General features: G+C 48.9%; 15 protein-coding genes. All 15 read right to left on the reverse strand.

Features of this window, described 5'->3' with window-relative positions:
- Window positions 1-216 precede the first annotated feature (216 nt).
- Window positions 217-342 (reverse strand): hypothetical protein, encoded by a 126-nt coding sequence (locus tag GC096_RS39000; RefSeq protein ID WP_281366704.1) that lies wholly within the window; start codon window positions 340-342, stop codon window positions 217-219.
- 191 nt (window positions 343-533) lie between these two features.
- A complete protein-coding gene (locus GC096_RS01175; protein ID WP_171628465.1) occupies window positions 534-1697 on the reverse strand; it encodes an S-layer homology domain-containing protein in 1164 nt (387 codons plus the stop codon).
- A gap of 130 nt (window positions 1698-1827) precedes the next feature.
- Window positions 1828-5886 (reverse strand): cohesin domain-containing protein, encoded by a 4059-nt coding sequence (locus GC096_RS01180; protein ID WP_246302504.1) that lies wholly within the window; start codon window positions 5884-5886, stop codon window positions 1828-1830.
- 121 nt (window positions 5887-6007) lie between these two features.
- Window positions 6008-7336 (reverse strand): FAD-dependent oxidoreductase, encoded by a 1329-nt coding sequence (locus tag GC096_RS01185; protein WP_171628466.1) that lies wholly within the window; start codon window positions 7334-7336, stop codon window positions 6008-6010.
- A gap of 20 nt (window positions 7337-7356) precedes the next feature.
- On the reverse strand, window positions 7357-8892 hold the full coding sequence (locus tag GC096_RS01190; protein ID WP_171628467.1) for an extracellular solute-binding protein: 1536 nt from the start codon (window positions 8890-8892) through the stop codon (window positions 7357-7359).
- 52 nt (window positions 8893-8944) lie between these two features.
- Window positions 8945-9817 (reverse strand): carbohydrate ABC transporter permease, encoded by an 873-nt coding sequence (locus GC096_RS01195; protein WP_171628468.1) that lies wholly within the window; start codon window positions 9815-9817, stop codon window positions 8945-8947.
- A 3-nt stretch (window positions 9818-9820) separates the two neighbouring features.
- The gene (locus GC096_RS01200; protein WP_171628469.1) at window positions 9821-10780 is read right to left on the reverse strand and encodes an ABC transporter permease; all 960 of its coding nucleotides are present in this window, start codon (window positions 10778-10780) and stop codon (window positions 9821-9823) included.
- Between the two features lie 222 nt (window positions 10781-11002).
- Window positions 11003-13321, reverse strand: a complete 2319-nt coding sequence (locus GC096_RS01205; RefSeq protein WP_171628470.1) for a helix-turn-helix domain-containing protein — start codon at window positions 13319-13321, stop codon at window positions 11003-11005.
- Between the two features lie 190 nt (window positions 13322-13511).
- Complete coding sequence (locus GC096_RS01210) at window positions 13512-14609, reverse strand: TolB family protein (protein ID WP_171628471.1); 1098 nt, start codon at window positions 14607-14609, stop codon at window positions 13512-13514.
- Between the two features lie 20 nt (window positions 14610-14629).
- Window positions 14630-16987 carry a helix-turn-helix domain-containing protein gene (locus GC096_RS01215; protein WP_171628472.1) on the reverse strand — a complete coding sequence of 786 codons (2358 nt, stop codon included), beginning with the start codon at window positions 16985-16987 and terminating at the stop codon, window positions 14630-14632.
- Window positions 16988-17024: 37 nt separating this feature from the next.
- The gene (locus GC096_RS01220) at window positions 17025-18620 is read right to left on the reverse strand and encodes an extracellular solute-binding protein (protein WP_171628473.1); all 1596 of its coding nucleotides are present in this window, start codon (window positions 18618-18620) and stop codon (window positions 17025-17027) included.
- Window positions 18621-18706: 86 nt separating this feature from the next.
- Window positions 18707-19573, reverse strand: a complete 867-nt coding sequence (locus GC096_RS01225; RefSeq protein ID WP_171628474.1) for a carbohydrate ABC transporter permease — start codon at window positions 19571-19573, stop codon at window positions 18707-18709.
- A gap of 50 nt (window positions 19574-19623) precedes the next feature.
- Window positions 19624-20589 carry an ABC transporter permease gene (locus tag GC096_RS01230; RefSeq protein ID WP_171628475.1) on the reverse strand — a complete coding sequence of 322 codons (966 nt, stop codon included), beginning with the start codon at window positions 20587-20589 and terminating at the stop codon, window positions 19624-19626.
- 344 nt (window positions 20590-20933) lie between these two features.
- A complete protein-coding gene (locus GC096_RS01235; protein ID WP_171628476.1) occupies window positions 20934-22103 on the reverse strand; it encodes an oligogalacturonate lyase family protein in 1170 nt (389 codons plus the stop codon).
- A gap of 32 nt (window positions 22104-22135) precedes the next feature.
- Entirely contained in the window at window positions 22136-24337 is a 2202-nt protein-coding gene (locus GC096_RS01240; RefSeq protein WP_171628477.1) for a glycoside hydrolase family 88/105 protein, read from the reverse strand.
- Window positions 24338-24395 lie beyond the last annotated feature (58 nt).

A 24395-nucleotide genomic window follows, 5' to 3' on the forward strand; every position in this document is an offset into this window, starting at 1 on the left:
TTCCCAGAGTTCGACTATCACATGATGGACTTAAATAAAGAAAGCGTTTTCATTTTGCAGCTTACATAGAAACTCGGATTGTTTAGTAGCCGTGTTGATGAGCACATATCTCTTGCCCAACATATTCGACTGGCCGTCCGCTCTCCTCCCTTTTCTGCGAATAGAGGTTGCTCTTTTCCCCGGTCCCGTTTCGACCACCCAAAGTCGATCTGGAATTTACTCCGTTGCACCCTCATGCGTGAAGAACACCTGATTCGGATCAATCGGATTGATCGTTGTTAGCCAGATGTAATTCGGCTTGAACCCACCATACCAACCGCCGTTTTTTATGGAAAGCTTCACTTTTTGATGTTCTCAGCTTCTTTTGATTCTAGTGCTACACTTTTTTTGCACCACTATTCTTTTCATGATACAAAAGCACCTCATCATCTAGTTTCCTCCATAATCACAACACAAATAAGCGCTCACACAATCGTGAACGCTTAACGCTCCAAATTCAACTGAACCCCCGTACTTCCGAAATTTAGCTTAGGTTAGTTCAAGCTATCCAAAAGCATTTTCACTTGAGGATCAAGGTTCAATACATTCAGAATGATTGTAAGTGCCTCTGCACGTGTGGAGTTGCCTTGCGGATCGAATATCCCATCATTCTTCCCGCTGATGATGCCAGCCTCTGCTGCATCTTTGATTGAATTCACTGCATAGGAGCTTGCACTTGCCATATCGGCAAAGTTATCCTTGGAAGTATCCTTGTCCGCTTTACTCAAGTTGACAATTCGGGACAACATAACGACCATTTCTTCCCGGCTGATGGTATTGTCCGGTTGGAAGGTTCCGTCTCCGTAACCGGCAATCACCCCTGCGCTAGCAAGTTTCTCAATTTCGTTTTTAGCCCAATGGCGATCAATATCGTTCAGAACAAGTAAATGATTCATGTCGCCGCTGATATCGAATACACGGGAGATCATCACTGCAAACTCCGCGCGTGTAATGTTGCCATCCGGTTGAAAAGTTCCATCTTCATACCCGTCGATAACGTGCAGTTTCACGAACGTATCGATGGTCTTTTCAGCCCAGTGCCCTTTAATGTCAGCCAGTTCAATCTTGGCAATAGATTTGTTGGCTTCCGTTACTTTGGACTCGATAGCATGAACTAAGTATATTACATTGACAATGTCACTATTGAATACATCCACCGCAGGCTTACCGCTGTTACCCGATGCCTTTACAAGAACCGATACCTTGCTTTTAATCGAAACCATATTAGGCACTAATTGCGAATTCATTAGTTTCACACTGTCCAGTTCAATATCGGCCGAACCCTGATTAACCGCATGAAATGTCAGCGTAGCCAGTGTTACATCCCCCGACTGGCCTGATTTATTGCCTATTTGCGTATGTGCGATTTGAATCTTATTCCCGTTTACAATCGGATTAACCTTATAGCCTTCACTTTTACTAACACTCTTTACAAACTTCACATGGCTGGTATCAAAGGATAAATTGACCTCATATGCGTACATATCACTTAATTGTTTTCCGCTTACCGTCACCTGGAAGTCATTTCCTTCAAAAACACTTTGGCTCGTGATGGAAAGTAAAAAGGTTGGTCCGGAGTTTGCATGCATAACGATTTGAGGAAGTAAGAGCATAGTCAAAAGTAACGTCAGACTGAATACGAGTAGTTTTTTTAACATCGATGAAGTACGCCCTTTCGGTACATATTTCTGAATAATCGGAGGGAGAGCGTATTCAGCTCTCCCTCCACACTCCTATCTTCGCTAATGCGAGTAAGAATCCGTTCCAGTAAACATGATGCGTGGTTTTTTATTGTAAGATCGTTCTGGCTACGATTGCCAGGTCTTCAATATCAACCTTACCGTCATGATTGACATCCGCTTTCTCATTCCAACCCACTTGACCTTGCTGCTTGCCATAAGCGCCTGCAACAATAGCCAAGTCTCCAATAGAAATACTTCCATCTCCATTGACATCTGCCGTTATTCTCTTCGTGTTAAACACTTGAATGGCAGCTTCCAATCCGGCTTTCGCACTATCTACCTGCTGCTGTGCGGCATTCGTATTGTTTGCTGTCGTAGTGGCTGTATCGATAGCAGATTGCAATTGCGCTTTGGAGCCAATCGCATACAGCCTATCCCCATTGCCTTCCACTGCAGCATTGTACGTGGCCTGTGCGCTTGCGATCAATGCATTCAAGAGCGACTTATCTACAGGTGTACTAGGAATACTTATTTGTATCTCACGAGAGGATCCGTCTACTTGCAGTTCATTCCCCTGTCCATTGGCAATAATGACATTACTTACAGAAACTGTCGAAGAGGTAGCCTGAGTAACAGGTTTCGCCGTAAATTTGATAGTCAACAAATCTCCTTGAGCCAACACCCCTTGGTTCGCGCCCACACTGGCAACCAAAATCCGAATATGCCCTGGCACGGCCTCCTTTTGCTCGATGACTTGAAATCCGTCTTTCAGTGAAGTAACTGAATTAAATTGCAAACTCGCTGGATCATAATGAAGAGTCAAATCTTGCGCATACACTTGCTGGTATACACTTTGCGTAACGCCAGTCAATCCCATCGTTACATCAAAGGTTTCGCCCTGGTTCACCTGCTGTGCACCTGCCAAAGTAGACTGAGGCATCGTTGGCGCTGGCAGCACACTTATTAGTTGTGCATTGCGAAACAGTGCGGGGTCCTTCGGCGTCGTTCCGACTCCCGATCCCCACTGCAAGAAACCATCGCGGGAATCGCCCGTGGAGCCCTTATCATCGTCATTCACCAGGAACGACATTCCGATGGTCTGCGTCGGTGGCCCGCTAAACCCAAGCGAGGCCCATGGGACAGAGATGACATAGTGCATGGTGCTGCCGCTTTGCGTGATATTCGCTTGGGCGCCAGGAGTTGGTCCCACCTGCTGGCCAGTCGGCGCGGCAAAGGTGTAAACCGACGGTCCGCTGTCGAGAAGTGCTGCACCGAGTTCAACGCGCTGGCCGCCTGCCTGCCCCGGCACTCGGTCGTAGGTGCTGAACTGGATGGAATCGGTCTGCCACATCGTGTTTGGTGTGCGTGCGCCGAAGTGTTTGTCATCTGTGATCGTGGCGTCGATCACAAGCGCATCGTTGTTGTAGTTGATATGCAGCTGCCCACTTAGGTCGCTGTTACTACTGCGCGTCCCCAAAATCGATACCCATGTCGCTTGCGTCGCCAAGTCGATTGCGGGCAAGGTTTGGTGGTTCGCGGGTTCGATGGGAGCGTAGGAAATCGAACCCGATGAAACATCCGAATCTCTGGAGCTGTCAACGGCCACGTTATAACTCAGAGAATCGAACAACGGAATGTCGGAGAGCGGGACGCGTATCGACACAGTTCCACTTGCAGGGACATTCACCATATTCGACACATTCCCTGATGTCGGCCCTACTTGGTAGGCAACTTTGGTCGGCGTGAAGTCGCTGGCTCGATTGTTCTTCAGCGCGATGTCGAGAAAGTAGCTTCGGGATGCCGCATCCGATGTGATCGTCGGCTGGACGCTGATCTCGAACGGCTTGACGACATTTGTCGTTGCCCTCAAGCCAGCAACAAGACTCGGCTGGTTCTTGTCGTCGCCCCTCGTCACGTCTACGGCCACAGTCCGCGGGCCGAGGAGTGTGCTTGCAGGAACGCTGACGGTGGCGCTCGTTACCTGGCCCGGAGAAGTGAGAAGGTTCACTGGCTGCGATCCGTTCGCAGTGATTGTCAACTCATTAGGTAGGTCCGTATCGGGATTCGATCGGTCCGCAGTCACCGTAACTGTGACCGTATCTCCTTTGATCGACTGATCGGCGACTTTCACCGTTACCGCAGACTGCGTCACGCCCAAGCTGTCAACGTTGCCCGTAACGTAGATCGGGCTGCCGTTAAGCGTCAGAACGACCTTGCCGTCTGTCGGATTCACCGTTTGCGTTGCCCCATACTCATCAGTGATGATAAGAGGCTGGGAAGTATGCAAAGAAATGTTCTCGGAGCTGGTGGACCACATCACCCGAGTTGTCGAGTCTCCTCCCGTATTCGGATACGAGTAAGCGGTAACGGAGCCGAGGTCATCGCGAGCACCGATCGTCTTTCCGGTCACCGCGCGAATGAGCACAGCGTTTGCGACAGCTCCCGGTTTCGGAGCTACGCCAAGTACGCCATCGACGGGCTGCCTGAACAACCCAAAGTGATGTTCTCTATTAGTGGGGTCAGTACCGTCATCCATAGCCGAGTACCAGTTGAGGACGTCCACGCCAGCTGCCTTCACTAGCACCTGAGCACGCACTAGGTTGTCCGCTTGCTGGGGCTCCGTGGAGGCGGCGGCATACGTCGGCCAACCGTTCTCTGTAATCCAAAAGGGTACGTGCCGATTTCCAGCCGCCTGCTTCACCTGCTGCACCAACGCAGGAAGCTTCGATACCAACAGTGTGCGCTCGGGCGGGGTGTTTGCCCCCTCCAAAGCGTAGCCGTAGACATTCGTCGCGAACGTATCAATGTAGTTGATACCGCCGGCAGCGAAAAAGGCACTAAACCAGTTATCGTCAAAGGTGGCTCCAATCGGGCCCATGACGTTCGCGTCTGGGTTTCCTTCGTGAATGGGTCCGTACATGGCCTGAAGCATCTGCAAATAGCAGGCTGCTGTAATACCGCAAGCGCCGTTGTTGAAGCCGGTGCCATTGAACTCGTTGTAAATGTTGAAATCGCTGACCTTGCCCTTATAGTGCTCGGCGGCAGCTTTCCCAAACTGGCCAAATGCAGCCAGACCAGCCGCGGAGCTCGGCGTTTTCCCGTTGTCATAATTTGCGTTGTTGTATGCCAATACTCCCTGGGGAGTCATGCCGAGGTCAAGAGACTGTTGTGACTTGGCTTCAAAGGCGTACCCTGCCCAGTTGTACACACCTGGCTGTTTTTCAATTAGCGACCAGTTAATGTCGCTTCGAATGTGGCCGTATCCGATTGTCGCCAATGCGTTCATGAGTCCATCTTCGAGGGATTTGTAGTGACCAAAATGTGAGTCGATCCCGAAGAAGGAGTCAGGACTCAAGGCGCCCGCTGGCATCGGGGTCACAATGCCAAACGTTGTGGCGCGCGTAACCATTTGGTCATCAATCACGCTTGAGAATGTGAGGTTGTAGAATCCCGGCCCGAGGTCCATCACGGATAGCGGAGCATGTCCGTTGGTGCCTACGGGGACAGATCCCGTGCGAAGACTCACGCCCTGATCATCTGAAATATCATAGGAAACCGAATCACCCACCGTGCCGAAATCCAGGCTTGCGGAATTAGTTGTGAAGAGCAGGTTCGGGTTCATCACAGACAGCGCTGGGGTCGTTGCAAAGGTCACCCGGATGCGTGCGATACAGATTCCCGGCATGACGCCATTGAGGCTGTGAACGCGCAGGCGGAAATCTGCGCCGTTTGTGCCGTTGGCGAACTTGATTCCGCTCAGCTCAAAGATCTGATTCTTCCAGGTCTGACTGCCGCTCATGGGCATCCACGGAGTGGCCTGGTACGCGTTGCTCTGGCCGTCGTACTCGATGGCCATGGTCGTCGCCGCTGCGTCAAAGTAATCAACAGACACAATCGCGTACGTTGCGCCCGCAGGTTTCGCGGAGCCCGCGACATCAACGTAGAGGTAGGGGTTTAGCGGATTTTGTGACGTCGCCCAGCACGCCGTGCCGTTTACGGTAGTCGCAGCGTGCGTCGGATCTTTGTCCGCATCGCCTGGCCAAGCCTTGGTTACTCCGCTGTAAATTGGGGGCGAACTCAATCTTACGTCCGCCTGCGGCTGGGCAGCGACAGCCCAGGGCGCCACCTCCCCAAGAATGCTAACTGATAAAAGCAATACAAGCATCAAACGGATCATCCACTTTTTCACGAACATCATGTTCACTCCCTTATCCTGATCTGAAATCCAATCGCAAACATTATTGCAAGCGTTTTCATTTGTTGGTCTAATCGTTAATTAATTTCTGCTACCAGGCAGGTCTTGTAGGCATCTGAACCCGCTCCACCTCTCCTTCTATAAATTGACCCCGCAGCTGGAGAATGAACCGGATGTGGGAGGTTTTGACCTCCCGGACATCCTGATGACCCTGAAACACACAGAGTGCAGCTGCTGTTCCCGCTGCTTCGCCGATGGCGCTGACCGAGGCCATGATCCGGTAGGAGCTGTGAGCTTCATGAGTGCCGCTGATGCATCTGGAGCTCAGTAATAGATTGGCGCAGCCCTTGGGAATAAGCGAACGGTATGGGATATGGTAATAGCCTGGCTTGGGAATACTTTCAAGTCTAGTGGCGCCTCCATCCGGACTATGAATGTCCAAGGAATAGGCGCACGCCGCCACCATATCATTAAAGCGCCTGGTCTGCAGGCAGTCCTCTGCGGTCAGTTCATATTCTCCGACAATTCGCCGCCCCTCTCGGACACCGAGCTTAGGGGCAATGTAATCCATCTTCGCATTATGGAAAGCAGGATGCAGGTGAATGGCTTCAAACAATTCCTGCGCCTGCCGAATTCCCTCTTCCCTGCCGCTGGTAACGGTTTCTGGCCGGGTGGGGTCCACATCCAGCACCGAAGTAGAGTTGAACAGCAGGGCTTTTCCATCTGGATAAGGAAAACAAGTGATACCCTGCCTGGGGTTGCTGGTGCCGCCTGCCGCTTTCATGTCGAGGTAATAAGGCAACAGCTCCCTCCGCAACGAATGAATCGCCGTCCATTGCCGAATATCCGGTTCCTTCAGTTGGGAGCAGTCTATGCCGCTGACCTTGAAGGTGGCGGTGGCGGATTGCAACTTACCGTCGCCTTCTCTGCCCAGTTTGTACTCCAATCCCGCCAACGCAGAAAGATTGCCGTCGGCAGTGGCGTCGAGGTATATCTTGGCGGTAACTGTAGCTGTTCGGCTGCCCTGGATATGTAGTCGAACAATTCGTCCATTCTGCTTATCTGCTTGGAAAACCTCACAGTCGGTCCACAGCGTAAGGGTCGGTTCGGAGGCCAATAGCCTTTGGTATGCAGCCTTCAATTCCTGCTCATCATAAGTAGGAACAAGCTTCTCGCTGTAATGCGTGTATGAGGTGGGAAACAACTCTCGGTGAATTCCGTTGGTAATCGGTTTTCCCCAGGAATCCCGGAAGTTGCATACCAGGGATACACTGGAGAATACACCAGTTCCCCCCACTTCCCTGGCTTGCTCAATCAGCAGCACCCTCATCTGTAATCTTGCAGCAGCAAGCGCAGCGCTAATTCCTCCGACACCCGCGCCTGCTATGATAAGATCAAAATCAAAAAACTCTTTGTTCATATCGGTAGACCTCCCGAACCTTATTTCTTGGCCTGCTTCGTATACAGTTCCGTATAATCCTTTATAATCTGTTCCCCGCCCTGAGTGCGCCACTTCTCCACTTCTTTATTGAAGCCGGCTTCATCAAGGATTCCCATAATGAATTTGACACGGGCATCGGCAATGATCTTGTTCAGCTCCGTTCCCTTCTCCACAGCTGTCTGAGAGATCAGGGGCTCCATCGGGTTGGATACGGCAATTGCCTCGTTGTTTTTCAACATGGTGCGGAATCTATTGTCCGCTTCCCCCTTACCCTTCCAGATCATCAGCGCACCGTCATAGGTAGGTAGTTGCTTTAGAGGAGATACCTCGTTGGCATAAGCAGTCTGGTCAGAGATGACCGGTTCTCCGTCCGCTCCTTTGGTGTAATGAACACCCTCGATCCCCCACGTCCAGGTATACATCATTTTGTCATCGACGATTTTGTCGAAGAAACCAAGAAGTTGCTTCAGCTCCGCCTCCGACTTGACTGTGGCTTTTGGGAACACGAACATCCCATTATATCCAGTGGTTGCAAACACCCGATCTCCCTTAGGTCCCTGAATTCTGCTGACAATATCGATCTTGGCAGCAGGATTAGCTTTCTTCAACTCGTTTCCTCCTGTAATCACGAAGTCAAGGGTAGTGAACAGCATGCCGGCCTTGCTTTGATAGAATTGCTCTTGCTGTTTGCTGACTTTGGTTGCAGCGAAATCTTGATTAATCAGCTTTTCGTCATACAGCTTTTTGTAGAACTTCATGGCTTCCATATTCTCTTTAGTCATAACCTGGGGAACTGCTTTGCCATCCTGAATCTCCCATTGGTTGGGCGCTCCGAAGAAGGAAGCGATGGTCTGGAAGCCGGTGAGACCCATAGCGCCTGCGCCGCCGGAATCTTCTGCCTCCACTAGCCCGAATGTATCGTTTTTGCCATTTTTGTCCGGATCGTTTAAGGCGAAAGCGCGGATAACCTTGTAGAGATCATCGATGGTCTTGGGTTGCTGCAAGCCCAGATTGTCTAACCAATCCTGCCGGAAGGCGATGCCCTGACGGGCAAGCGCTCTGGCGCGATACAAACCGTAAACCTTGCCATCCACTGAGATATTTTTCAGTACCTGCTCATTCGCGTTGTACTTGCTTAGGTTGGGAAACTCCTTGATATAGGGTCCGATCTCCCAGAACATGCCCGATCGTTCCGCATTGATAATTGATGAGGACTTGGTATCCCCAATCATCAGGACCTGCGGCAGATCATTGGAGGCGATGGAGACGTTGACCTTGTCATTGTAAGCAGACGCCGGAACCCAGGTGGTATTGATCTTGGTATTCGTGTATTCCTCGATCTGCTTGATAATCGGATTGTCGGCCTTGGGAGGCTCGGTCGACGAATACTGGTTCATCATCGTGAATGTAACCTTTCCGCTTGGCGTTGCCTTCTGGTTCTTCTCTTCCTGATTGCCGCCGCAGGCCGTCAAACTGGCAGCCGTCAGGATTGCTGCGAAACCCGTTAGGACCATTTTGTGATTTAATTGATTCATGTCTTACTCCCCCTCATAATATTGAAGATATTATATTAAATGATGAACAAGTTCATCCTTTAACAGAACCGAGCAGCACTCCCTTGGCGAAGTGCTTTTGTAAAAATGGATAAACCGACAGAATCGGGACGGTGGAGAACACGATAACCGCCATGTTTATAATCTTGGACGGTGGAGGAGGCGCCTCGTTCATATCGGACAACCCCTTCTCCGAAAGGATCACAATCTGTCTTAACAGGACCTGGATTGGCCATTTCTTTGAATCGTTGATGTACAAAATAGCGCTCAGGAAAGTATTCCAATGAGTTACTGCGTAGAACAGCGAAAAGGTTGCAATCGCAGGCAGAGATAATGGGATGACAATGCGGAATAAAATCCCAAGGTCATTGCAACCGTCGATCTTGGCCGATTCCTCCAAACCGTCAGGCAACTGCTGGAAGAAGTTTTTGATGATGATCATATTAAAAGCACTGATCGCGCTGGGAATAATAAGCGCCCAGTAGGTATTGGTAAGGTGCAATGCTTTAACCATCAAAAAGGTAGGTACGATACCGGCGTTGAACACCATCGTGAAAATAACCATAAGCATGACGGGACGGCGTCCATACAGATCTTTGCGGGCAAGTGGATACGCCATCAGCACAGTCAAGAGCAGGTTCACAATTGTCCCAATCACAGTCACCCCAATGGTAACTGTCAAGCTACGAAGCAGTATTGGAGTAGACAGGATGTAACGGTAGCCCGCCAAAGAGAATTTCGTTGGAAATACAAGGAAGCTTTTGGATAGCACCTCCTGCTCCGTCGCGAAGGAAATCACTATGATATACATAAACGGAATGAGCATCACAGCCGACACTAACAGAAGGATTGCGACGTTGGCCCAGTCGAACAGACGGGTTCCCCAGCTTCGGTTTTGTTGATTCATGGATTAATACACCCCTTCCCCACCGAGTTTTTTGGCCAGCCAGTTTGAGCTGATGACCAGTACAAATCCAACAACCGACTTGAAAAGGCCGACAGCGGTACTGAAACTGAACTGCCCTTGCGTAATCCCCGCCGAATATACATAAGTGTCAAACACTTCCCCGACCTCACGGTTAATCGGATTCAGCATCAGGAAGATTTGTTCAAAGCCCGTGTCCAAAAAGGTACCCAGCCGGAGAATGAAAAGAATGATAATGGTAGAGCGAATGGCAGGAAGCGTCACGTGCCATAGTTGGCGCAACCTTCCCGCTCCGTCTATTTTTGCGGCTTCGTATATCTGGGGATCGACTCCTGCCAAGGCTGCAAGGAATATAATGGTCCCCCATCCTGTTTCCTTCCAAATCACTTCCAGTGTGATCATGGTTCTAAACCAGCCTGCATTTGCGAGAAAGTTGATCTTGCTCCCCCCCATTGCCATGATGGCTTCATTCACTAGTCCGCCGTCGATTGTAAAGAAGGTATAGGCTATGCCAACTACCACGACCCATGAGATAAAATGGGGTACGTAGATGAAGGTCTGTATGGCCCGTTTGAATTTCTCTTGGCGAACTTCATTAATTATGAGAGAAAGCAGGATCGGTGCGGGAAAAAAGAAAAAAATATTGCACCCGGCCAGCACCAGGGTATTCCTCAGAAGCATCCAGAACGATGGATCATGGAACAGCCGCTCGAAGTGCTTGATGCCAACCCACTTACTGCCGAAAAAGCCCAAGTAAGGCTGATAATCCTTGAAAGCTATGAGAAGTCCCCACATAGGGGCGTATTTCAACAACAGAAAGTAAAGCAACCCGGGGGCAAGCATCGCATACAGCCATTTGTTCCTCCGTATCTGGTACCAGAAACATTGCTTCTTCGGCTTAGCGGCAGACATTTGAAGCGCAAAATTTCCTTTGATTTGATTCATCTTCGACTCCACCTTCGTTTTTCGTGATTTTTTGTGAGTACCTTCAAGATAAACGGCCGACATGCGGACGTATATAATCAAGGGATAATCATCAGGAAGGATGTTTGTCGTTGTAGAGACTATAATCATAATCACGTCCAGAATAATCATGAGGCCAAGGCGAGAAGAGACCTCTTGTTATCGCATCAACATAAAGAAGACCCCCTACGACAGGCAGGAGACCTATCGCGTGGAGTCTTCGGAGTGAAGCTTTCCTATTTTGGGATGGCAGTTCAATTCCCGGTATTGTCCGGGCGTCATGTTCTCCATCTTACGAAAAAAACGGATGAAATTCTGAGGGTTGGTGTAGGTTAATCTTTCCGCAATATCTCCGATCTTCATATCAGTCTCGATCAGCCATTGCTTTGCCATCATCAAACGGTAGTTTAGAAGGTACTCGCTGAAGCTGATCCCTTTCTCCCTGCTGAACAGAGGCCCCAAATGGTTGGGGTGGTAATTCAATTGCGTCGCGCATGCCTCAAGGGTAAGCTCGGTGTCGAAGCGCTGATGGATCAAATCAGTTATCCGGTCCGATATTTTCTTGGCGTGAGACTTGCTCTGCTGCTCTAGCCTGCGCATGATTGGGGCAATGACGGTATCGCAAAACCAAAGGCGGATTTCCTCCTGGGATTTTAGATCCAGTAGTCTGTCAAAATGCTGCTTTTCCTGATCGAGTGGTAATTCCGTTTTTGTATCTTTCTTTGTATCCGCAGTTATCTCCGACTGTCCAAGCTCGGTCAGCATAGTGTACAGCCTGACCAATGACATCCGATATTGGCGCCAGTCGGCTTGCTCATTAAAGATCAGTCCAATGCAACGTTCCAACAGCTTGTCAGCCCTTGACCGCTCCACCAGCTTAACTGCATCGTAAAGCTCTTTGGCCGCACGGTGCGGGAACACGCTGGATACCAAGTCTTCAGGTTGGACGTCATCAATAAACAGAACTGATTCCGGGCCGAAACGAATCCGGTAGCGAAGCGCTTCTAGCGCTTGCTCGGCAGAGACAGAAATATCGATGAGTCGCTTTTGGGGACGGCTGATGCCAATGCTAATTTGCAGCTTCAGGTATTGCTGTACTGTTCTTCTGATAAGCTCCGCTACGCCAAACAATCGATTCTTGTACTCCACATCCGCAGTTCCGATGCCCCCCACAACCGTGATCTGGTATTGTTCCAGCAACACAGGGTCTAGCCGTTCCTCGGCAGGGATCAACTCGCCTGCGATATTTGCAATGGCGAAGAGCAGCAGATCACGGTCATTTTCATTATACTGAGACCTCTCCAGATCATCGATCTGAATGGCGAATACGGCATGCCACTCCCAATTGGCATGATAGCCATACTCTTTCAGTCTGGCCGGTAACTGAGACTCTTTCTCCTCGCCTCGGATCAACTTCATGACAAAAAACTGCTTCAGCTCCCGCACTTGTCCCGTAAGCTGGGCCAAGAGGAGGGATTCCGTCTGCAGCATGGATTGCAATCGATAGCCGATCATGGCAAATTCATCGGTGCGGGCTTCTTCTGGCGGATCTTCAAATCTGTCGGCAATCGTCGCGACCAATTTCCGTACTGGCCGGTAGAACGTCCTGGAACCGTATAGTGCCAGCCCGCAGGTTACCAGAACCATGAGCAGGCATACAAATAGAGTAACCCAGCCTATTGAGCGAGAATCTCGGGTAATATCTTTTATGGATATGGCTGACACATAAATCCAGCCATTGTAACTAGACTTGCGCATGATGACGCTTGTGTTGTCACCGTCAAGCTCTACATTGAATTGCCCTTCCGTTTCACTTCGCCTTTGCACCTCGGCAACAAGTTGCTCCAAGCCGGATTGCTGCACTTTCTGATCGCTTCGGGACAGCAAACGGTAATCCTTATCCATTACCATGATGCTGCCGATCCGGTTGTCGGCTGCCAGAAGTCTCGCCAGCTGCGATTCGTCGATGGTAACGATGGCCAGTCCGTCGGCTTTCAGCGAATTCAGCGGGATTTTCTTCACGAGACTAATACTTGGCGAACGCTTGTCCTCGTCCGTTATCCAAAAAGAAAATGAAGGCAGCTTCTCATACCGGAGAAGCTGATCCAGACTCCGTACATCATCAAATGTAAAAATATTGTTGTTATCGATGCCCCATTGACCTTTTAAATTCAGTACCGTCATATTATTTATCGTCAGCTCGAAGGTTTGGCTGCGCACCATGTTCTGGTACATTTCATTATAAACCTGATAATTGGCTGCTGAATAAGGGAGCGACATAGCATTAACTACAAGGGGCGAGCTAATGTACTGTGTAACCGAATGATCGATCGTCTTGAGGATCTGCTCCACACGAAGTTGGGTCTGCTGGAGTGTCGCCATGCTACTCTGGTTGACCTTGTCTTGAACTATAGAGGAGGCTTTGTAATATGAGATGATTCCAACGATAATAGCTGGAATAGAGCCGATCAGCAGACTGTACATTAAGAGACGGTTGAAATATGTGCTGGAACGAATTTTCATAGCATCTCCCTTGCTTAATGATTCGTTCAATTCATTGATCTTGTATTTCAGATTGTCTAAACTACATGATAAGAGCGCCTCCTTGATGGTGTTGGGTTATAAGCCCGTGACAAACCCATCATACCGAGGCGCTCCTTTTTTTGACAAAGGCTATTCTTCCCATCGAAACACTTTTTCCGGTATCGCTAAGCTATAACTGGTCGCTAATATCCATAATCCCAACATGTAACACATCATGCTCATCCGAAAACGTGAAGGTGACCTTACGGCTGTCCGGACTAAATGATGGATGCGGGTGACCAGGATGCATCCCACGGCATGGCAGCTCGCATAGCAGCTCAGACTGTTTCGTAGCCGTGTTGATGAGCACGATTTTGGAAATGCCGGGCTCCTGTGTATCCGCCGCCGCATATCGGCCGTCAGGACTAATGCCGACATGCCAATACCTGTAGTCACCGTTAATGAATTCGTGCCGTTCGCCCCGACGATCCACGAAATATACGCCAGTTGGTTTATCCGGGCTATGCGGATATTTCACGAAGTACAGTCCGCTGCCGTCGAACGCCCATATCTCATGCCCAACATATTCGACTGGCCGTCCGCTCTCCTCCCTTTTCTGCGAAAAGAGGTTGCTCATTTCCCCGGTTTCCGTATCGACCACCCAGAGCCGATCTGGAATTTGCTCCGTGGCGCCTTCATGGGAAAAAAACACCTGATTCGGATCAATCGGATTGATCATCGCATGATTCGCTATCGGGTAAGGCTCAGCAAATTGAGGATGGGCTGCTTCGTATAGCTCGCCGCTGGCCACATTTACCGTGCCAATCACCCATTCGGCACCCCCAGACTCAGCATCCTCGGAGGGATGAAGCGCCTCCTTCCAATACACGCCAAGCACTTTGCCGTCGTTCGTTATCGACAAAGGCCCAAAGAACGTGCAATGTTCCCCCAGCTTGCAAATCGTACGTCTTTCCCCGCTCCATGCATCAATTGCGTATAGCTCATTCCCCTTCAATAAATAGATGATATCATCGCACGAAACAACCCCGCTTCCCCAAGTCAGACCTTCTTCCAGTACCTGCACATCACCCGTTTCTGTATCAAAACGCACGATGTTACCCGTCCACGTCTCCCGGTTCATGTCCGTGTGCACAATGAGATGTCGGCTGTTCGACAACCAGGACATCGCCGTAAAATACAGATGCCCTGTATCGCCTCCTTCAGAGCCAAGTGCGAGGATCGACTGCCCCGTGATTGTATCTGTTATTGTTGTACTGGTTAACATCATCAGTACCTCCTGTAGCATTTTTATTTGGCAGCATCGGTATCGTCAGCTCCATCTGCTCCTCTCAGCAGTGCTTGTTCACGCTCCCGATATTCACCTGGGATAAATCCGGTACTTTTCTTAAAAATCCGCACGAAGCTGTTGACGTTCGTATAGCCGACCGCCTCCGACACATCTCTAATCAACATATCGGAACCGGCAAGCAACTCTTTCGCCTTTCTCATGCGAATATCCATTAAATAATCAATAAAATTTCTTTCCTTGTGCTCCTTGAATATGCGACTCACATGCGACGCACTCAGCTTGAATTCACTTGCCAAATAATTCAGGGATAAATCGCTGTGCATATAGTGGGCATTAATAAAGTCGGTGATTCGCTCAACGACATCGTTTCGTTCCCGATTGCTGCGTCTCTCCTCAATTTGCTTGGCAAACTGACCAAGCTGCTCAATGACATAATCCGAGAGCTCATGAATGCTTTCATGTTGACTCAGCAGGTCGAATAATCGATGAGGGGGTGCTTCCTCGAGCATCACAGGGTCAATCTCACCGACAGCTTTGGCTGCCTTCATCATAAAGTGCACAACCAATTGGCGAATCATATCAGGAGCAGCGCCGCTGCCAGCCATCTCACCAAACCAGCGCTCTGTCTGTTTCTTCATCTTCTCGCTATCCGTCAGTCGAAGCGAGTCAATAATGCCGTCCGTCATGCCAAGCAGCCGCATAAACTCACCGCTCGCTGGCTCTCGAATATCATCGTTAGAGATGATCGTATTGCCCCCGAGAATCATTTTGTACGACAATGCTGACAACGCATCATGATACGAGTATTGAAGCGTGTCTATGTCTTGCGCAATGTGACCCAATCCAATTGAAATCGTCTGCTTGAACTGCTCTTCCACATAGCTCTTGATCATCTCTGCAACTGCCAGTGCACGAAGTAGATTCGCTTCCGCTTCCGCTTCATGGAACGAGATCACAATAACCACTAGGCCGTCACGTGCTTCAATGGCGATCCCCCGGTATTCCGCATTGATCATCTCTTCCGCAACATTGCAAAGTGCGTAGCTATATAAATGGAGATCCTGTGACGAGGTAATGCTGGATTTCTGATCGAACTCAGCAGCCAACGCGATATACTGCTTCGCATGCAGCGGGAATCCAATAGCTTCAAGACTTGCGCGCAGCTCCTCTGGGTTTTTGCGTGCGCCAATCAAGGCATCCATCACTAAGCGCCATTTAATAACCGGCTGCGTTTCCCTCATTTGCCTGTACATGCGATTACTATCCGCCAAAACGTATGACAAAGAAACTTCGATACCGCTCCATTCGTCGTCAGCCCAATGCTCGTTTTTTCTTTCATATTGGCCGTATGCTTGAAGCTGTTTCGTCACATTCGAAAGGACCCGATTCACCGGTCGGAACATCCAGCTGTTTAACACCACGGACATGCCACCTGCTAAAAGCAGAAGCAGAACAGAAATGCCAAACAATGTGTTTCGCACCTGAACCAGCGGCTTGCTGAGGGCTGCGTCAGAAACCACACTAATAATTTCCCAGCCTGTATAAGGACTCTTCATATAAAAGGCCGTTCTGTTGATTCCATTCATTTTCGTACGGAATTGCCCTTCATCCCGCTGAGTCATATCTTTGGACCAAAGAAGCCCGTCTGCTTGTGTACCAATCAACGATTTATCGGAATGACTGAGAATGATTCCTTCCGCATCAGCTAGAAACAAGTAGCCGAGAGAAGGATCAATGGCGTTTTTGATTAGATTGTAGATCGATCGCTCATCAATATTGAAAGCAACTGCACCTTTCCGGTATCCTTCTCCATGTACAAGCGGATAGGAACGAATGAGCGTCATGACGTTCTGCCGAATGTTACCCGAATCATCGAGGGATAGCTTTCTAGTGCCTATCCACTGATAAAAGCCCTTATATCGCTCAAACGCATTCATCCATTGATAATCGGGACCTAGCTCCGGTGTCTGAAATGGATTCGTCTGTGACCAACGCTTTTTCGCATAGGAATACAAGTCGATTGAAAAAATGGTATCGTTACTCAGCAGCATATCCGCGATTCTGTTGTTAATCGTGATCGTATCTTGCTGGTCAGCCCATTCATCCTCCATAAACGTCCTCATATCCCGGCTGCGTAAAAATTGCATCGTTTCTGAATCGATCCCCTTCAACACCAACAGCAGTTTATCGTTTACTTCGTGGAGCAGGGACATGTTCGTTTGCTCGACTTCTGCCTGAAGATGCTCGGTCGTGATGAAATAGGACAGACCTGCTGTCGAAACAATGCATAGGCTCAAAAAAAGCAAAATGATCGACATTGCGCGCTTCGAACGGCTTCTCTTTTGCTGCCAGAACATGCCTCTGCCTCCTCGAGTTCTCCGTAATTAGAAAGAGTTATTTGAAATTCGCTTTATTCTTTTCGTACCATTCTTGTGCGATTTGATCAGCCTTTTCGCCGCCAGCACTCTTGTATTCTTTACGTATCATGTCAAGAGCTTGCTCTGGCGTGATATCGCCTTTGACGATAGCTCTCGTGCGGATCTCGATCAATTTCGGCTCAATGCTCGCAAACACGTTGCTGATTTCCGGCGAATTCGGTGAATACGGAATATCCCGACGGAACGGCACGCTAAGCGCTGTCTTCATCGCTTCAGCGTTCAACTTCGCCCAGCGCTGCGAAAGCGGATCTTGTGGGGCTTTGACCATCAAATCCTCCAACTTGAACGTCTTTGCATCGTTTCTTAGGATCGCATACTCACCAGCGTAGGCAACTTCCTTTTTGAATTTGTCTGCGTCAATCACTTGAGGAACGCCATTCACCAATTTGAAATGCGTGTTCTCAATACCATTCGCAAGCGTGTACCAGCCCTTATCCAGCATCCAGTCGAGATATTGGATCGCCGCTTTCGGATTTTTCATATTTTTGTTAAAAGCGACATAAATATTGGCTGGCGTCTCTTGATAGCCGCCAAACTTGCCGTACTTCGTCGAGAAAGCTGCTAAAGGCACTGGGTTCGCATCCGGGAAATTTTTCATCAGATCCTTCATATAGGTGTCAATGCCATTGCCGACACTACCAATCAGGATGCCTGTTTTGCCTTGCGCCCAGTCGCCCATCATCTTCTGACTATTTTTATCCGTCAAGTATTCCTTATCAATGTATCCGTTCTCGTATAGTTTACGTTCGAAGTTAATTGCACCAACGTTGCGGTCAACCACCCTCGAGTTAACCATTTTACCCCCATCGAGATACCATTGCGTGCTATGTGTCCCATACAGACCAGAGATCACGTTAGACCAAACAAACATCGACACGACAGGTGCGTTCGTATTGCCGGATAAACCCTTATCTTTGAAAGCTTTCGTCACTGCGAAAAACTCTTCCTCCGTGGTTGGCGCCTTCATGCCAACCTTATCCAGCCAATCCTGCCGGATCCACATGCCAGCATTAGCTATGCCGCTCAATGCCCGTTTTGATGTGATCCCATATATTTTACCATCAAATGTCATCAGCGGCTTTAAGTCCGGATTTTCGTTGATATAATTTTTAATGACGGTGCTGTATTGATTGATGTAATCATCAAGGGGTTGAACAACGCCCTGCGAGACAAGCGTGCCGATATAATTGCGGTCGAAGTCCCAGATCAAATCCGGCGCTTCGCCTGAGGCAATCAGCGTATTCAGCTTATCCTGCGCCTGGTTGCGGGGAACCGGTACATATTTAACTTGTACGCCCGATTGCTCCTGAATCCATTTGGTCCAGCGATTCTGTTCATACGAGCCTTCTTCTGCGGCAACCGCACCTCTGTCGTACATGGTAACACTAACGGCCTTCGGCAGTTTATCGTATTTATCTTCCACCTTTGCCGCTGCGGACGGAGTTGGACTTCCACTTGCCCCTTCCTCCGTTTTACTGCAGCCCGTTAGCGCCGCTCCTAACGTCATTGCCAAAATCGTAGAACCTAACACCCAACTTTTTGTTCTCTTCATACGATGACCTCCCACATGGTTTAATTATATCACAAGGCGACTTGCGCCATTATGAACAGAGCGAATGACAATCCGCGTTAAACAAGCTAGCCTTTGACTGAGCCCATTAAAACGCCTTTCACGAAATATTTTTGTAGAAAAGGATAAATAATCAGAATAGGCAGTGAAGCCAGCATAGCGGCTCCAGCACGAACACCTTCTGGTGGCAGTGAGTTGTTCGCGTTCGAATCCCCAACAAGCAGTGCGGGATCGAGGTTGTCGATCATCTGGTAGAGCTTGACCATCAGCGACATGTGGGTTGAGCTTTTAATAAAGATAAGCACGTTGTAATACGCGTTCCACCACCCTACCGCGTAGAAGAGCGTCAATGCTGCAATAACCGGAAGTGCTAGCGGAAGAACGATACGAACAAGCACTACCCAATCCTTGGCTCCATCGATGGAGGCTGATTCCTCAAGCTCACTCGGTAAACCTTCGAAAAAGGTTTTCAAGACGAACAAATTGTAGGTGCTGATGAGGCCTGATAACCAAAGAGACCAATAGGTGTTCATGAGCCCTAAGCTTTTAATAAGTAGAAACTGAGGGATAAGTCCTCCCGTGAACAGCATCGTGAAAATAATCATGCCGAGGACTAGGCCCCGTCCACGGAGGTCCATTTTGGACAGCGGGTAAGCCGCCATAATCGTAACCAGCATGTTGAGCACGGTGCCAACAACGGTCATCACGACCGTATTTTTCATCGCGATGAACAGCTGACCGTCCTCAATCAAGTTACGATAGGCATCCCATGTAAATTGTCTAGGCCATATCGAAACATAACCGGCGCGAATAGCTTCGCCCGAGCTAAGTGAAACCGCCAACACATTCAAAAAAGGGAAGAACGTCGAGAACGTGCATATCCCTAAGAAGAGATAGAGTAGTAAGCGGGGCACGCGCTCTTTCCAGACAGTCATTCGCAGCCCCTCCTTTCGATGATTGAATTTGCCTCCAGCGGCTCGCTCCGCTACCATAACGCTCGCTCTCCCATCGCTCGAATAATTCGATTCACTGTAAGCACGAGTACTAACCCTACGAGGGATTGAACCAATCCAATCGCTGTTGTATAGCTGTATTGCAGGTTAACGAGCCCAAGCCTGTAAATATAAGTACTCATCACGTCGGAAACGCTGGTCACCATGGGATTGGTCAGTGCCCAGACGTGCTCGAAGCCAACATCGAACATACGGCCCATTTGCAGAACCAGCAAGAGCGCAATCGTGCTTCGGATGCCTGGAAGTGTCACATGCCATATTTGCCGCAGCTTACCGCCCCCATCTATACGGGCTGCTTCATATAAATGGGGGTCTATGCTAGCCATTGCCGCCAAATAAAGAATGGTGCTAAAGCCTGCATCTCGCCATATGCCAGAAAACACATAGACAAGGGGCCACCAAAAGGTATTTCCCATGAAATAGATCGGATCAAGTCCAAACGCCTTCAGGACAAAATTGATAAACCCGCTGCTCGGTGAAAGTAATCCGATGACGATCGTGCCGAGGATAATCCACGATAAAAAATGCGGCAGATACAAGAGGTTCTGAACAACTCGCTTGTACCATTCCACACGTACCTCGTTCAGCATGATGGCGAGTATGATCGGGACAGGAAAACCAAAACACAGTCCATATAGATTTAATAGGAGCGTGTTGCGTACAATCTTAAACAGATCACTACTGTGCAGCAGCCGATTGAAATGCTCCAGTCCCACCCATTTGCTTCCCCAAATGCCGTCAGCTAGACGAAAATTCTTAAACGCAATGATTTCCCCGTATAACGGGAAGTACTTAAAAATTACGAAGTAAGCGATCACGGGAACGAGCAGCATATAAAGAAATGGTCTGCGTTTCAGGTCCCTCCATATTGGTCTGCGTGATGCCTTCAGTTTGGCGCGTCCGTGGCTTCCGGCATCCACAGCTGGTTGTGAGAGCATGCATGGCTCACCTTCCTTTCTGTTGTTAGCCAGATGTAATTCGGCTTGAACCCACCATACCAACCACCGTTTTATATGGAAAGCTTCACTTCTTGATGTTCTCAGCTTCTTTTGATTCTGGTGCTACACATTTCTTGCACCACTATTCTTTTCATGATAATTAAGCACTTAATCTGAGGTTTTGGACACGAAGCAACGTAAATTGCAAGGTCACTTCGCACCCAGATACTGAGCCTAGCGTATCTTTGCCTTGAATACAAAAAGCCACCCTATGGTGGTTAGTCACAAGGTGGTCCGTACTTACTATTTCATCATGAATTTATCGTAAACAGACTTATTCACCTTCACATTAGCCGCTTGTCACTCTTCAGCGTTTTGTCCCAATCTGCTCTAGCCATGTATACATTGGATTTGCCGCCCTCGTCGGAAGAGAACAGGATATGCCGATCATCCCGGGTAAAGAGAGGATGCGGATGCGACATCTGGCTGCGCCAGGAAGTGCCGTGTGCACAAAGAAGGCCGACTTCTATCGAATCCCCATCGTATTTTAACAATGACATATAGTTCCCGCTATCCTTCATTACTTCGCGAATGTGAGCACGATCGCCGACGCCCATCGTTTCCCCGTAGTTCATCTGTACATGAGAGGGCCGGGTGTAGGGGTAATAATATCTTTTCTCGTTCGAACCATCCACGTTGATGAAAATATCGCCATGCAGCAAAAATTCATCCCCGATCCGCTCCCTAGATGAATATTGAGCACCAACTCTGCCGCTAGCGGTAAAAAATTCATGTCCAATCCGCTCCAAATTCACCTTCTGATCCACGAGCGGGTACACTTTGTCATGGTCTAAGCGTGCCGTCCACATTCTCTGAACCTGAAGCCATGGACCTTCATGGCAGAACACAATGATATTCGGGTCTACCGGGCTTATATTCACATGAGAAATATACTGTCCTTCTCCCCATACCACATAAGGGGTTTTTCGATCAATATCAAAGCGGATGACTACGCTCCTTGGTCTGCGGAAGTGTTTTTCCCTGTGCGTTGAATAAGTACTACCACTGTCCGTACAAAGCTCCATATGCTCCACATACGAAAAAGCGAGATATTTCCCAGAATTGTCGACAGATAGATCGCTGGGCTGAAAGCCACGGGGAATTTCCATGAGCTCCTCGGTTTCCAGATTATCAAGACGAACCCGCATCAGTGTACGGTCTGCAAAATAATACACAATATGATGCCAGGCATCGAGTACGGAACTGAAAGGAATTACCCCCTCCTGATCGGTAATTTGCACCATTTGACCATCATCAAATTTTAATGTGTACAGTTGCATCGAACCGGAGCGGTTAGAAGCAACTAAGACGTAACTATTTTCACAATCGATCAATGTTTTGGTGAAATAGGGATGATACGTATCGCCGGAATTGTCGGTGAGCTGTACCACTTCGACGCCGGTCAATTCATCTTGCTTTCTGGTTATCGTTGAGTAATAAACATCGCCTTTCACAAACAACCACTCCTCGTCAATTATTCTATAACTTATAACGTTGCTAACATTCTGTTCATCCTATCGGCTTCGATTCCGGCAAGAAGGACGATGCCAATGCCATGCGGATCGTTCGTAACTGCCTTAAGGTCATACTTGTAATAATCAGGGGAATAGGAGTATTTGGAGCCGCAGCATACGCCATGGACCGATCCATTTCCCTCGAAAGCATGGCTGATCAATGCGCTCCACGCTTTACGTACGGCATCCGCGTAAAGCAGAGGCTTATCCAGCCAGCCGAAGCGCACCCCTCTGGCAAAGGCATACATAAACATCGATGTGCAGGATGTTTCCTCAAAGGCATCTTCATCCGTCAATACTTGATGCCACAAGCCAGTCTTCCCTTGGCGAGCAAGCAACCCTTCCGAGAAATCTCGAAAAAAAGAAAGCAACGCCACCCTGTCCTGATGGTCTTCCGGCATCACCTCCAGCAGCTCCGATAACGAAAAAATAACCCAGCCATTGCCGCGTCCCCAAGGGATCCCATTAGCCATATGAAACTTGAAATCATAGACATGAGACATCAGTTTTTTATCGGGGAGATATAAGTATTTCTTAAAAAGAAGGAACTGTCTGGCCGCTTCATCAAGCCACTTATGTTCACCAGTCAGCTTATAGTATCGGATCAGGAATGGGGTGCTCATGTACAAGTCGTCCGCCCATAACGTATTTTCCATGTAATAACCTTTGGATTCACGATAGAATGCACCGTCATCCAGCCGCTCTTGCGTGCCCGCCATATAATCGGCAATGATATGCGCCAGCCTGACAAAACCATCATCCTGCGCCTCTTTATTTGCTTCCAGCATTGCACTGCCAATCGAACCGCAATCGTCGAGCATCTTCATATCCACTAGCTTCGTGTTAATCGCTGGATACCCATACTGCTCACGATCCCACAGAGCGTAACTGTACATGGTCGTACACGCTTTTAGATGTTGTAGTACGTAACGGACCATATCATTGCGAGCAAGCTTTCTGCCCGTCTGAAGAAGACCGTACAAAGTCACGCCAATTGGATAGTTCCATCTTGCGTAACGAGCATTGTGTAGATAAGGTCTGATCCAAACGCCTGGTCTGTCTATCCGCCAGTATGTATAATTGCCAGCTTCTCTTGCTGCATCATCCGATTTGAACAAACTGTACATCGTTTGCAGCTGTTCTGGGACGATACCTTCAGCGCGTTCCATCGGTCCTAAATAAAACCAACATTCATCCGTTCCTTTCACGGGATATGGCTGACAGAATGAATACGCCTCATCTCCAGCGGATACTTCCAGTGAAAAACCCCACTCACTCTCCCCACAAGCCGACTCGACTAACCAATTATGCGTCCCGTATGCGAGATTAATTTCAACCTCAAATAGCCCTTCCGTCTCGGATTTTGCGACTAGTTCGCTGTTAACCCAGATGCGCAACTGGCCGGTTGACCATCCCTTCAACACGAATGGATTCCGACCGGGTAGAACGGACTCCCCTTTCGACCAAGCATAGGCCACCTTACCCGTCTGAATGCCGAATATTCTTGCACAGTTCATCATCGACTGCTGATCCGCTGTTCGCGCCTGAGAAGGAAACCACCGGACGGGGGATTCCAATTCAGATCTTTTCACATCGGGAAAGGATGCTTCCCCGAACCGTTCATCGTCCAGCGGCTCCGAATACAACCAGCCACCACAGTCATATCGCTCATAGAACGGATTCATAAAATCCAAAGGAGTCGAATGGCTGCGGTTTGAACCGAATATACAGCCGAAACCGGAAGCAACTTTGCGGAATACAAGCAAGAAAGTATTCCAGCCCTTTTGCAATTGTACGTCCACGATCTTACGTGTATCTCTATTCACTTCTTCGGCTACACCCGATTTATAGATCTGCTTGCCATTCAGCAGCAGCTTCGTCGGTCCATAACAATTGACAGCCGTCTCGACGGTCCTAACGTTATCACTCCATAGCATGCCAAGTGCGAAGGCATATTGACCATAGGCAGCTTCAGGATGCTTTCCATGCATATTAAAATCAAATCTGCCATCCTGCAGCTGTGGGATTGAAAGCTTGCTATAGCATCGGAATACGAACGGATGCGGGGGATTATTCGCTATATAGGCGCCTGCTATCGTTTCAAGGATGGCGTCCGTGTCCTGATCAGCCAGTTTATATTTCATGCTAGCTTCTAATTCAAAATACTGTTTCATTCTTTATCCTCCTTCCACCTTAAATAGAGGTTTCATGCTTGGGAAAAGCTCGATCACG

Source organism: Paenibacillus plantarum, assembly GCF_013141695.1.
Lineage (GTDB): Bacteria > Bacillota > Bacilli > Paenibacillales > NBRC-103111 > Paenibacillus_E > Paenibacillus_E plantarum.